The organism is Streptomyces sp. ADI95-17, assembly GCF_003846175.1.
Classification (GTDB): Bacteria; Actinomycetota; Actinomycetes; order Streptomycetales; family Streptomycetaceae; genus Streptomyces; species Streptomyces sanglieri.
Genome location: NZ_ML123047.1, coordinates 615958 through 629240 on the forward strand (window position 1 = coordinate 615958; position 13283 = coordinate 629240).

Sequence of the window (13283 nt, forward strand, 5' to 3'; positions counted from 1 at the left end):
GAAGAGACGGGCCCACTGTTCAGCAGGCGGGACGGGGCGCTAGCGTGGAGGAACCTTTGCACACGCGGGAGCTCGGAGCACCGGGCTGAGAGGGCGCTGATCTCCGTACGTCCGTACGGGACAGGCTGCGCCGACCGCCGAACCTGTTACCGGGTAATGCCGGCGTAGGGAGTAGGTCTCATGACCACATCGGACGCACGCACGCCTGCCTCGAACCAGAGCGACGAGGCCGGGAAGTCCATCGGCTGGCACAAGGGGTACGTCCGGGGATCGCGCCCGGACCTCCAGGTGCCGGTCCGTCAGGTGCACCTCACCAACGGCAAGGACGTGACGCTGTACGACACGTCGGGTCCGTACACCGATCCCACCGTCGAGACCGATGTCCGTCGCGGGCTCGCACCGCTGCGGGAGAACTGGATCGTCGCCCGCGGCGACACCGAGGAGTACCCGGGCCGCCCCGCCCGCCCCGAGGACGACGGGCTCAAGCACACCTCGCCGCGTGGCGGGCTGCGCAACCTCGACGCGGTCTTCCCCGGCCGCCCGCGGCTGCCGCGCCGCAGCCGGGACGGACAGCCGGTGACCCAGCTCGCGTACGCCCGCCGGGGCGGGATCACCCCGGAGATGGAGTACGTGGCCATCCGGGAGAACGTCGAGCCCGAGTTGGTGCGCGAGGAGATCGCGGCCGGCCGGGCCGTGCTGCCCGCCAACGTCAACCACCCGGAGATCGAGCCGATGATCATCGGCAAGCGGTTCCTGGTGAAGGTCAATGCCAACATCGGCAACTCCGCGGTGACGTCCTCCATCGAGGAGGAGGTGGAAAAAATGACGTGGGCGACGCGTTGGGGCGCCGACACCGTCATGGATCTGTCCACCGGCCGCAACATTCACACCACCCGTGAGTGGGTTCTGCGTAACTCCCCGGTGCCGATCGGCACCGTCCCGCTCTACCAGGCCCTGGAGAAGGTCGACGGCCGGGCGGAGGAACTGACCTGGGAGATCTACAAGGACACGGTCATCGAGCAGGCCGAGCAGGGCGTCGACTACATGACCGTCCACGCCGGCGTGCGCCTGCCGTATGTACCGCTCACTGCCCGTCGCAAGACCGGAATCGTCTCGCGCGGCGGCTCGATCATGGCGGCTTGGTGCCTCGCGCACCACAAGGAGTCGTTCCTGTACGAGCACTTCGAGGAGCTCTGCGAGATCCTCGCGACCTACGACGTGACGTACTCACTGGGTGACGGGCTGCGTCCCGGATCGATCGCCGACGCCAATGACGAGGCGCAGTTCGCCGAACTGCGCACGCTCGGCGAGCTGAACGCGGTCGCCAAGCGGTTCGGCGTCCAGACCATGATCGAGGGCCCGGGCCACGTCCCGATGCACAAGATCAAGGAGAACATCGACCTCCAGCAGGAGATCTGCGAGGAGGCGCCGTTCTACACGCTCGGCCCGCTGACCACCGATGTCGCGCCGGCGTACGACCACATCACCTCCGGCATCGGCGCGGCGATGATCGCGTGGTGGGGCACGGCGATGCTCTGCTACGTCACGCCGAAGGAGCACCTGGGCCTGCCCAACCGGGACGATGTGAAGACCGGCGTCATCACCTACAAGATCGCGGCGCACGCGGCGGACCTCGCCAAGGGACACCCCGGGGCGCAGGACTGGGACGACGCGCTCTCCGACGCCCGGTTCGAGTTCCGCTGGGAGGACCAGTTCAACCTGGCCCTCGACCCGGACACCGCACGGGAGTTCCACGACGAGACGCTGCCGGCCGAGCCGGCGAAGACGGCCCACTTCTGTTCCATGTGCGGTCCGAAGTTCTGCTCGATGAAGATCTCCCAGGACATCCGGCGCGAGCACGGCGGCTCGCAGGCGGAGATCGAGGCGGGCATGGCGGAGAAGTCCAAGGAGTTCGCGGCGGCCGGCAACCGGGTCTATCTGCCGATCGCGGACTGATCCGGACGCGTCGCCGCCCCGGAGGCTCGCGCTTCCGGGGCGGCGTCGACCGGGAGCCGGTCAGTCCGGTTCGTGCTCGGGGCCGCCGAAGTCGGGGCTGGTGAAGTCCGGTGAGGTGAACGTCGGCCGGGGGCCGGCTGCCGGGCCGTCGTCCGGGCTGGAGAAGTCCGGCGGGCTGTAGCCGATCTTCGGGATGCGGTTCGCGGAGCGGACCGGGGTGCGCGAGGCGGGACCGGCGTCGGGGTCGGCGAGCGCGTCCCGCAGGAACGGCAGGATGCCACGTTCCAGCAGGGCGTGACGCCACGCCTCCCTGGCCCGCGCCACGTCCTCCGGCAGCTCCTCCTCGTCGTCCTCGACGGGCTGGGCCGCCGATCCGTTGCGCAGTGCCGTGATGAGCAGCCCGACGGCGGCGACCAGGATCGCGGCGGCTGTGACCGCGGCGAAGAACCAGCCCGCCGAGACCATCGTGGAGGCGAAGGACGGCGCCGGGTCGAGCAGCTTCAGCAGGTATCCGGCCAGCAGGAATATGAACGCCGCGGTACCGGCGAGCACTGGCGCCAGGACCGTGACGACGGCTCCTATGCCGGCGCCCGACTGATGCGAACGGCCCGTTCCGGGGCCGGGGTTCGCATCCTGGTCCGTCCCGTCGGCGGGGCCGCGAAGTTCCTCGCGGGCCTCCACGTAGTGCTTGTACTCGGTGACGGCCGTCGCGGTGATCAGCTCGGTGGCGTCCAGCGCCATGGTGCGCAGCTGCACGGCATTGAGCCGTTCGCCGACCGCGGCCAGATCCGGCCGTTCATGGGCATGGCGCAGTGCGTCGTCGAGGATCCGTTCGTACTCGGGTCGGTCCTCGGCCAGCAGGTGCGGAGCGCTGTTCATGTGCATCCCCCGATGCTCCGTCGTGCCTGAGTGCCCGCTGAAGGCGAGCAGTTGGGCGGAAACGGAGGAGAGCCTGCTACTGATACGCCGATGGTAGAGCGCCCACGGCACGGGGTGACAGGGGGTTTCCGTAAATAGGCCCAGCGGTCGGCGTGGTCAGGTCGTGGGACCGTCTTCCCGGAAGTGCGTCAGTCATGCAGAGGCAGTTGGACGACCAGTAGCTTTCCGGCCATGGTCACTCCGCCGTCCATGGCGATGGCGAGCCCGTCCGCGTACACGTGCGGACCCTCGACCACGGGGCCGGAACCGTCCTCGCCGTCCTCCGAGCCGACCTCGCCCAGGAGGTACGGAATGGGACTGTGACCATGGACGATGCGCTGTCCGCCGTAGGCCGACATCAGCTCCCGGACGGCCTGCGGACCGGACTCGTCGCGGAAGGCGAACCTCTTGGTGAGCTTCCGGAAGAGGTCCCAGCACTCATCGGCGTCGTTACGCGTGAGAATGGCGTGCACGGTGTCGTTGACGTCCTCGATGGTGCTGCCGTATTCGAGGTACGCCGTCGTGTCGGAGTGCATCAGCAGATGCCCGTCCTCCTCGACGACCGCGTCGAGCCGGGACATCCACTGGAGGTGGACGTCCTGGAGGCGCTCCATGTCGTTCTTCTGGCCGCCGTTGAGCAGCCAGGCCGCCTGGAAGGTGGCGGTGCCCGCACCGGAGTTGACCGGGGTGTCGCTGAAGCGCTTGGCGCCGAGGAGCAGCAGTTCGTGATTGCCCATCAGGGCCTTGCAGTAGCCACCGGCGGCCGCGGCCTCGGCGGACAGGCGCATCACGAGGTCGATGACCCCGATGCCGTCCGGGCCCCGGTCGGTGAAGTCGCCGAGGAACCAGAGCCGGGCGTTGCCCGCCGACCACTTGCCGTCGGCGTCGATGAGGCCCTGCTCGGCGAGGGCGGCGTGGAGCTCGTCCAGATAGCCGTGGACATCGCCGACGACGTACAGCGGTCCGCGGCCCTGCTCCGGGACGGGGCGCGGGTCGGGGACCGTCGGGACCTCCACGGTGTCACCGCGGTTGATCACCGGAAGATCGCGCGCGGTGGGCGTGTACCCGTCCGGCGGCACGTCGCCGGGGACGGCGTTGCCCGGGTGCGCCGAAGGCGGCGGCACCGGGCTCTGGGCATAGGGCGGTACGCGGAAGTCGCGCAACGTCGCAGTCCGCACCACGGGTTCCTGACCGGCCCCCTGTGTCATCGACCCCTCCACCACCGTCGCGCCGCCGTACACCTGACGGGCCCTGCTGGTCGGGGCGGTCCGCGGTGTCGTGCGCCCATCATAGGAATGCGGATCGTGCTCTGTGACGCACCAGGGGTGGTGAATCCGGACGCACGTCGGGTTCACCGTCCGTTTGGTCCGAAATCCCCTGATCAATCCCCTGCCGGAGAGCGGGGCGCGCTGACCGTGGTGCGGGGTGGACGGCGTTGCGAGGAGGTCCGCACGATGAGTTCGGTCGGTATGACCTGCTCCACCGGTCCGTCGTGGTCCACGCCCTCGATGGCGTCGATCAGGAGCTGGACGACCGCGGTGCCGATCCTGCGCGGCTTGAGCGAGAGGGTGGTGATGGGGGGCTCGGTCGTCGCGTACACGGTGGACTCGCTGCAGCAGACCAGCAGCAGGTCCTCGGGGACGCGCAGGCCGTACCGGCGGGCCGCCGCCAGCAGATCGGTCCCGTTGGGGTCGAAGAGCCCGTAGACGGCGTCGGGGCGGTCGGGGCGGGCGAGCAGCCGGTCGGCGGCGACCGCGCCCGCGCAGGGGTCGTGGGCGGGGTACGACTCGTACACCGGGTCCTGACCCACGCGCTCGCACCAGTGGAGGTACGCGGTGGTGGAGAGGCGGGTGTACGTGTCGGTGGTGGTGCCGGTGAGCAGGCCGATGCGGCGGGCCCCGGCGGCGGCGAGATGGTCGAGCAGGTCGAGCACGGCGGCCCGGTGGTCGTTGTCGACCCAGGCGGTGACCGGGAGCGTTCCGGCCGGGCGTCCGTCCGAGACGACGGGCAGCCCCTGGCGCACCAGCTCCGTGACGACCGGGTCCTGGTCGGACGGGTCGATCACGACGGTGCCGTCGAGGGCGACGTTCGACCAGACGTCGTGGCGCGAGGTGGCCGGCAGGATGACGAGGGCGTAACCGCGGGCGAGCGCGGCGGAGGTGGCGGCTCTGGCCATCTCCGCGAAGTACGCGAATTCGGTGAAGGTGAAGGGTTCGTCCCCGTAGGTCGTCACGGTCAGGCCGATCAGGCCGGACTTGCCGGTACGGAGGGTTCGGGCCGCGGCGGAAGGGCGGTAGCCCAGGCGCTCTGCGACCTCGCGGACATGGCGGCGGGTGGCGTCCGGGAGCCTGCCCTTGCCGTTGAGCGCGTCGGAGACGGTCGTGATGGAGACCCCTGCGGCGGCGGCCACGTCCCGGATTCCCGCTCGTCCCTGCCGGCCGCCGCGCCGGGGTGTGTCCGTCCGGCTCACCTGGTGCTTCCCTGCTGCTGTCATGGCGAGCCGATAGTAGGGCTCGGAGGGCTGGTTGGCCTGGTCGCATATTCACTCGTTGACAGGCACGTTTTTGCATGATCATCAAAGGTCAAATGCCTTGCAAAACAAGGGTGTTGAAGGGCTTGACCGTAGTGTGTCATGCGTCGAACCCGATGGGCCTACTAAATGGTCGATGTCTCGAAGAGGTCTCATCTCACCTCTTCGAGGGACGCGCGCCACGGAGTGAGCCACCGGCGCGCGACGGACCGAAGGGCGCTCCCCCCATTCCCGGTCGCACCGGACGATTGGGCGCTCCGGCCATTCGCAGCGGCGCCCAATCCTCATAAGGTGAGCAGTATTGATGTGTACAGACGATCGAGGAGGACCTGCGGTGAGCGAGACGAGCCCCAAGCTGCGTGCCGAGCTGGACGGCGTCCCCGCCTATGTACCGGGCAAGCCGGCTGCCGCCGGTGGACCGGTCGCGTTCAAGCTGTCCTCCAACGAGAATCCGTATCCGCCGCTGCCCGGGGTGATGGAGTCCGCCCTGGCGGCGGCCGCGAACTTCAACCGCTACCCGGACATGGCCTGCACCGGCCTGATGAACGAGCTGGCCGACCGTTTCGGTGTGCCCCTCTCGCACCTCGCCACCGGAACCGGTTCGGTCGGTGTGGCGCAGCAGCTGCTCCAGGCGACGTCGGGCCCGGGCGACGAGGTCATCTACGCCTGGCGCTCCTTCGAGGCGTACCCGATCATCACGCAGGTCAGCGGCGCGACCTCGGTGAAGGTGCCGCTGACCGAAGGTGAGGTGCACGACCTCGACGCGATGGCGGACGCGATCACGGACCGCACCCGGATGATCTTCGTCTGCAACCCGAACAACCCGACCGGCACCGTGGTGCGCCGGGCCGAGCTGGAGCGGTTCCTGGACCGGGTGCCGGGCGATGTGCTGGTGGTGCTCGACGAGGCGTACCGGGAGTTCATCCGCGACGCCGAGGTGCCGGACGGCATCGAGATCTACCGGGACCGGCCCAATGTGGCGGTGCTGCGGACCTTCTCCAAGGCGTACGGCCTGGCGGGTCTGCGGGTCGGTTTCGCGGTGGCCCACGAGCCGGTGGCGGCCGCGCTGCGCAAGACGGCGGTGCCGTTCGGGGTCAGCCAGCTCGCCCAGGACGCGGCGGTCGCCTCGCTGCGTGCCGAGGACGAACTCCTGGGGCGGGTGGGCTCCTTGGTGTCCGAGCGTGAGCGGGTGCAGCGGACGCTGACCGGCCAGGGGTGGACCGTGCCGGAGTCCCAGGCGAACTTCGTCTGGATGCGGCTCGGGGAGCGTACCGGCGACTTCGCCGCGGTCTGTGAGCGGGCCGGAGTGGTGGTCAGGCCGTTCGCGGGCGAGGGTGTGCGGGTCTCGATCGGGGAGGACGAGGCGAACGACCTGTTCCTGAAGGTGGCCGAGTCGTACCGCAAGGATCTGTAGAGCGACCGCGCAGGCCGTCCGCGCGACGAAGGGCCCGGGCCCCGCACCTCGTTCGTCGAGGTGCGGGGCCCTCTCGCTGCTGGGGGCCGGGGCGTCTGGTTCGGGTGGATTGATCGGAACGTCCCGAGAGGGGTACCCCGCCCGAACGTCCCGAAAGTCTGTGCGCCATAATGCTTGTGAATGTGAACGCGTTCACAAGCGTGTCCTATTTCCTCCCATGATTAGTCGGATTTAAAGGGCAAACTGCCGGTGTGACTACGGCGACGTAAGGAGAAGACGACGTGGAGCTAGCTCTGGCGCCGGAAACCCTGGCGCGATGGCAGTTCGGTATCACCACCGTCTATCACTTCCTGTTCGTCCCCCTGACGATCTCGCTCGCCGCGCTCACCGCCGGCCTGCAGACCGCCTGGGTCCGGACGAACAACGAGAAGTACCTCAGGGCGACGAAGTTCTGGGGCAAACTCTTCCTGATCAACATCGCCATGGGCGTCGTCACCGGCATCGTCCAGGAGTTCCAGTTCGGCATGAACTGGTCCGACTACTCGCGGTTCGTCGGCGACATCTTCGGCGCTCCACTCGCGTTCGAAGCACTGATCGCGTTCTTCTTCGAGTCGACGTTCATCGGTCTGTGGATCTTCGGCTGGGACAAGCTGCCGAAGAAGATCCACCTCGCCTGCATCTGGATGGTCTCCATCGGGACGATCCTGTCCGCGTACTTCATCCTGGCGGCCAACTCCTGGATGCAGCACCCGGTCGGCTACCGGATCAACAAGGAACGCGGCCGGGCCGAGCTCACCGACTTCTGGCACGTGCTCACCCAGAACACCGCGCTCGCCCAGTTCTTCCACACCATCACCGCGGCCTTCCTGGTCGGCGGCGCGTTCATGGTCGGCATCGCCGCCTTCCACCTGGCGCGCAAGAAGCACATCCCGGTGATGCGGACCTCGCTGCGGCTCGGACTGATCACCGTGGTGATCGCCGGACTTCTCACCGCCATCAGCGGCGACCAGCTCGGCAAGGTCATGTTCAAGCAGCAGCCGATGAAGATGGCAGCCGCCGAAGCGCTCTGGGAGGGGCAGGACTCGGCGCCCTTCTCGATCTTCGCGGTCGGCGACGTGGCCAAGGGCCACAACACCGTGGAGATCTCCATCCCGGGGATACTGTCCTTCCTCGCGGACGACAGCTTCACCTCGTACGTCCCCGGCATCAACGACATCAACAAGGCCGAGCAGGAGAAGTTCGGCCCCGGCGACTACCGCCCCAACATCCCGGTCGCGTTCTGGAGCTTCCGCTGGATGATCGGATTCGGGATGGCGTCCTTCGCCCTCGGCATCCTCGGACTGTGGCTGACCCGGAAGAAGTTCATGCTCCCGCCGGGACTGCGGACCGGTGAGGACGAAGTGCCGCACCTGGTCCTCTTCAAGAACAAGGCACTCAGCCCGAAGCTCACCAAGTGCTACTGGATCGTCGCGCTCTGGACCCTGCTCTTCCCGCTGATCGCCAACTCCTGGGGCTGGATCTTCACCGAGATGGGCCGCCAGCCCTGGGTCGTCTACGGAGTGCTCCAGACCCGTGACGCGGTCTCCCCCGGTGTCTCGCAGGGCGAGGTGCTCACCTCGATGATCGGCTTCACCCTGCTCTACGCCGTGCTCGCGGTCGTCGAGGTCAAGCTGCTCGTGAAGTACATCAAGGCAGGTCCGCCGGAGCTGACCGAGGCCGACCTCAATCCGCCCACCAGGATCGGCGGCGACCATGACGACGCCGACCGGCCGATGGCCTTCTCCTACTGAGAGCAGAGGAGCTGAGAGATGGAACTCCACGACGTCTGGTTCGTGCTCATCGCCGTCCTCTGGACCGGCTACTTCTTCCTGGAGGGATTCGACTTCGGGATCGGCGTCCTCACCAAGCTGCTGGCCCGCGACCGCAAGGAACGACGGGTCCTGATCAACACGATCGGGCCCGTCTGGGACGGCAACGAGGTGTGGCTGCTCTCCGCGGGCGGTGCGACCTTCGCCGCCTTCCCCGAGTGGTACGCCACCCTGTTCTCCGGCTTCTACCTGCCGCTGCTGATCATCCTGGTCTGCCTGATCGTGCGCGGGGTCGCCTTCGAGTACCGGGCCAAGCGGTCCGGTGAGAAGTGGCAGACCAACTGGGAACACGCCATCTTCTGGACCTCGTTGATCCCGGCCGTGCTCTGGGGCGTGGCCTTCGGGAACATCGTGCGCGGCGTGAAGATCGACGCCGACATGGAGTACGTGGGCAACTTCTGGGACCTGCTCAACCCGTACGCCATTCTCGGCGGACTGGTCACGCTCTTCCTCTTCACCTTCCACGGCGCCGTGTTCGCGGGGCTCAAGACGGCCGGGGACATCCGGGAGCGGGCGGGCAGGCTGGCGCTGAAGCTGGGGATCGTCACCGCGGTGCTCGCGCTCGGCTTCCTGATCTGGACCCAGCTCGACAACGGGGACGGCTGGAGCCTGCTGGCGATGATCGTCGCCGCGGTGGCGCTGGTCGCCGCGGTCGCCCTGATCGCGGTGGGACGCGAGGGCTGGTCGTTCGCGTTCTCCGGTGTGACCGTCGCGGCCGTGGTCGCGATGCTGTTCCTGACGCTCTTCCCGAACGTCATGCCGTCCTCGCTGGACGACGCCTGGAGCCTCACGGTCACCAACGCCTCGTCCACCCCGTACACGCTGAAGATCATGACCTGGTGCGCGGGGATCGCCACCCCCGTCGTCCTGATGTACCAGGGCTGGACGTACTGGGTGTTCCGCAAGCGCATCGGTACGCAGCACATCGCCGAAGCGCACTGAACGCAGCTGGGGCCAGACCGGCGGATCACGTCCGGGGTCGCGACGCCGACCCTGATCCGCCGGGCGGACCCCGGTCCGACGACCGAGACCGCTAGGGGCTGTTTCACGTGAAACCGATCGACCCGCGTCTGCTCCGCTACGCCCGCGCCACCCGCCTCTTCCTGGCAGCCGTGGTGGCGCTCGGAGTTGTCGGGGCGGCGCTGGTCATCGCCCAGGCCATGCTCATCGCCGAAGTGGTGGTGGGCGGGTTCGAAGACGGACTGACGGTCTCCGGGCTGCGGACCCCGCTGATCCTGCTCGCCGCGGTCGCGCTCGGCCGGGCCCTGGTCGCCTGGCTGACAGAACTGGCCGCGTACCGGGCCAGCGCGGCGGTCAAGTCCGAACTCCGCGGCCGGCTGCTGGAACGGGCCGCGGCGCTCGGGCCCGGCTGGCTGAGCGGCCAGCGCACCGGCTCCCTCGTGGCGCTCGCCACCCGTGGTGTCGACGCGCTCGACGACTACTTCGCACGCTATCTGCCGCAGCTCGGACTCGCGGTGGTCGTGCCGGTGGCGGTCCTGGCCAGGATCGTCACCGAGGACTGGGTCTCGGCGGCGATCATCGTGGTCACGCTGCCGCTCATCCCGCTCTTCATGATCCTGATCGGCTGGGCCACCCAGTCGCGGATGGACCGCCAGTGGCGGCTGCTGTCCCGGCTCTCCGGACACTTCCTAGACGTGGTCGCCGGGCTGCCGACGCTGAAGGTCTTCGGTCGTGCCAAGGCGCAGGCCGAGTCCATCCGTACGATCACCTCGCAGTACCGCCGGGCCACGCTGCGCACCCTGCGGATCGCGTTCCTGTCCTCCTTCGCCCTGGAGCTGCTGGCGACACTGTCGGTGGCCCTGGTGGCCGTCACCATCGGTATGCGGCTGGTGCACGGCGAACTCGACCTCTACACCGGCCTGGTGGTGCTGATCCTGGCGCCCGAGGCCTATCTGCCGATCCGCCAGGTCGGAGCGCAGTACCACGCCGCCGCCGAGGGGCTCTCGGCCGCCGAGGAGATCTTCGCGGTCCTGGAGACCGAGCCCCGGCAGGCCGGCACGGCGGACGTACCCGCTTCGCTCCGGCTGGAGCTGGAAGGGGTGACCGTACGGCACGAGGGCCGTACCGAACCTTCGCTGAGCGAGGCCTCATTGGTGGTGGACGAGGGGGAGACCGTGGCCCTGGTCGGCCCCAGCGGCGTCGGGAAGTCCACCCTGCTCGATGTGGTCCTCGGCTTCACGGCGCCCGACGAGGGACGGGTACGGATCGGCGGCGCCGATCTGGCGACGCTCGCCCCCGAGCGCTGGCGGGAACGGATCGCCTGGGTACCGCAGCGCCCATACCTCTTCGCGGGCACCATCGCGGAGAACGTACGGCTCGCCCGGCCGGACGCCGACGACAGCGCGGTGACGGCCGCACTGCGGGACGCCGGGGCACACGATTTCGTGGCGGAACTGCCGGACGGAGCACGGACGCTCATCGGCGAGGACGGCGCGGGCCTCTCCGCCGGACAGCGCCAGCGGCTCGCACTGGCGCGGGCCTTCCTCGCCGACCGCCCGCTGCTGCTGCTCGACGAACCGACCGCGAGCCTGGACGGCGAGACGGAGGCGGGGATCGTCGAGGCGGTGCGGCGGCTGTCCGTGGGCCGGACCGTGCTGCTGGTCGTGCACCGCCCGGCGCTGCTCTCGGTGGCCGACCGGGTGGTGACCCTGGAGCCGGGCGCGACCGCGCGGCCGGCCGGGCCCGATTCGTCCGCAGCCGTACCGCGGCCGACGGGCGCACCTTCCGCCCCCGCCGGAGCGACGCCGGAGCCCGAGGCGTTGCGGGAGACCACGGCCCGCTCCGGACGGGTCCTGGGGCGGGTCAGGGAGGCCGCCGGGGCACAGCGCGGCCGGCTGGCGCTCGCACTGCTGCTGGGCAGCCTCGCCCTCGGTTCGGCCGTCGGGCTGATGGCCGTCTCCGGCTGGCTGATCGCCCGCGCCTCCGAACAGCCCCCGGTGCTCTATCTGATGGTCGCGGTGACCGCTACCCGTGCCTTCGGGCTCGGGCGGGCCGTCTTCCGTTACGCCGAGCGTCTGGTGTCGCACGACGCGGTGCTCAAGATGCTCGCCGAACTGCGCGTCGCGGTCTACCGGGGGCTGGAGCGCGTCGCGCCCGCCGGACTCCGCCGCACCCGGCGCGGGGACCTGCTGTCCCGGCTCGTCGCCGATGTCGACGCCCTGCAGGACTACTGGCTGCGCTGGCTGCTGCCCGCCGCGACCGCCGTGGTCGTCGGCACGGCGGCCGCCGGGTTCGTCGGCTGGCTGCTGCCGGCGGCGGGCGTGGTGCTGGCCGCCGGGCTGCTGCTGGCCGGGGTGGGAGTGCCGCTGGTCAGCAGCGCCTGCTCCCGCCACACGGAACGCCTGCTCGCCCCCGCCCGCGCCGATCTGGCCACCCGGATCACGGACCTGCTCGGCGGGACCGCGGAACTGACCGTCGCGGGTGCCCTGCCCGCCCGTGCGGAACGGACCCGGGACGCCGACGGTGTGCTGACCCGCATCGCCGCCCGCGCGGCCACCGCCACCGCGCTCGGCGGCGGCCTCATCGCCCTGGTCGCCGGGCTCACCGTCGTCGCCACCGCACTCGTCGCCCTGCCCGCCGTGTACGACGGCCGGCTCGCGGGCGTGGAACTGGCGGTGGTGGTGCTCACCCCGCTGGCCGCTTTCGAGGCCGTGGTCGGCCTGCCGCTCGCCGTGCAGTACCGCCGCAGGGTCGAGCGGAGCGCGGAGCGGGTGTTCGAGGTGCTGGACGCGCCGGTGCCCGTGCATGAGCCCGAGAGCCCGGCCGAGGCGCCCGCGTCGCCCTTCCCGCTGGAGGTACGGGGACTGTCCGCGCGGTACGCGGGAGCGGCGCGGGACGCCCTCGACGGCATCGACCTGACGCTGACGGCGGGCCGGCGGATCGCCGTCGTCGGGCCATCCGGCTCCGGCAAGACGACCCTCGCCCAGGTCCTGGTCCGCTTCCTGGACGCACGGGCCGGGACGTACCGGCTCGGTGGCGTCGAGGCCGGTGCGCTGGAGGGGGACACGGTCCGGCGGTTCGTCGGGCTGTGCGCCCAGGACGCCCATGTCTTCGACAGCTCCATCCGGGAGAACCTGCGACTGGCCCGGACCGGCGCGACGGACGAGGAGCTGCGGGACGCGCTCGGCCGGGCACGGCTGCTCGACTGGGCCGACGCCCTGCCGGACGGGCTCGACACCCTCGTCGGCGAACACGGCGCACGCCTCTCCGGCGGCCAGCGCCAACGCCTCGCCCTGGCCAGGGCGATCCTCGCCGACTTCCCCGTGCTCGTCCTGGACGAACCCGCCGAACATCTCGACCTGGCGACCGCGGACGCCCTGACCGCGGACCTGCTGGCCGCCACCGAGGGACGTACGACCCTCCTGATCACCCATCGCCTGCAAGGTCTCGAAGCCGTCGACGAGGTGCTGGTGCTCGACGGGGGCCGGGTCGTCCAGCGCGGCCCGTACGCCGCTCTCGCCGCCGGGGAAGGCCCGCTGCGCCGGATGCTGGAGCGCGAACGCGAGACCACGACGCGGGTACCCGAGCGGGCGGCCGGAGAGGCCGTGGGCGCGCCTGCGTGATCCGGGCGGGCCCG

Annotated in this window: 8 protein-coding genes and 1 riboswitch; of the genes, 5 read left to right on the top strand and 3 right to left on the bottom strand. The window is 69.9% G+C overall.

Annotation, left to right across the window (positions count from 1 at the left end; all coding sequences use genetic code 11):
* Positions 1–54: 54 nt before the first annotated feature.
* A riboswitch (TPP riboswitch) is annotated at positions 55–188 on the top strand.
* Complete coding sequence (gene thiC / locus EES42_RS21795) at positions 181–1956, top strand: phosphomethylpyrimidine synthase ThiC (RefSeq protein WP_124719914.1); 1776 nt, start codon at positions 181–183, stop codon at positions 1954–1956. It overlaps the preceding riboswitch by 8 nt.
* Positions 1957–2016: 60 nt before the next feature.
* On the opposite strand, the gene EES42_RS21800 is transcribed toward thiC, so the two are convergent.
* From EES42_RS21800 to EES42_RS21810, 3 genes are all read right to left on the bottom strand, one after another.
* On the bottom strand, positions 2017–2841 hold the full coding sequence (locus EES42_RS21800) for a hypothetical protein (protein ID WP_124719915.1): 825 nt from the start codon (positions 2839–2841) through the stop codon (positions 2017–2019).
* Positions 2842–3023: 182 nt separating this feature from the next.
* Complete coding sequence (locus EES42_RS21805) at positions 3024–4082, bottom strand: metallophosphoesterase (protein WP_124719916.1); 1059 nt, start codon at positions 4080–4082, stop codon at positions 3024–3026.
* Positions 4083–4255: 173 nt separating this feature from the next.
* Positions 4256–5368, bottom strand: a complete 1113-nt coding sequence (locus tag EES42_RS21810) for a LacI family DNA-binding transcriptional regulator (RefSeq protein WP_124719917.1) — start codon at positions 5366–5368, stop codon at positions 4256–4258.
* 370 nt (positions 5369–5738) lie between these two features.
* On the opposite strand from EES42_RS21810, the gene hisC reads away from it, so the two are divergent.
* The 4 genes from hisC (at position 5739) to cydD (ending at position 13269) form a co-directional block, all read left to right on the top strand.
* Positions 5739–6818, top strand: coding sequence for a histidinol-phosphate transaminase (gene hisC / locus EES42_RS21815; protein ID WP_124719918.1), 1080 nt, complete (start codon positions 5739–5741; stop codon positions 6816–6818).
* A gap of 281 nt (positions 6819–7099) precedes the next feature.
* A complete protein-coding gene (locus tag EES42_RS21820; protein ID WP_124719919.1) occupies positions 7100–8608 on the top strand; it encodes a cytochrome ubiquinol oxidase subunit I in 1509 nt (502 codons plus the stop codon).
* Positions 8609–8626: 18 nt separating this feature from the next.
* Positions 8627–9628 carry a cytochrome d ubiquinol oxidase subunit II gene (gene cydB / locus EES42_RS21825; protein WP_124719920.1) on the top strand — a complete coding sequence of 334 codons (1002 nt, stop codon included), beginning with the start codon at positions 8627–8629 and terminating at the stop codon, positions 9626–9628.
* A 107-nt stretch (positions 9629–9735) separates the two neighbouring features.
* On the top strand, positions 9736–13269 hold the full coding sequence (gene cydD / locus EES42_RS21830; RefSeq protein ID WP_124719921.1) for a thiol reductant ABC exporter subunit CydD: 3534 nt from the start codon (positions 9736–9738) through the stop codon (positions 13267–13269).
* Positions 13270–13283 lie beyond the last annotated feature (14 nt).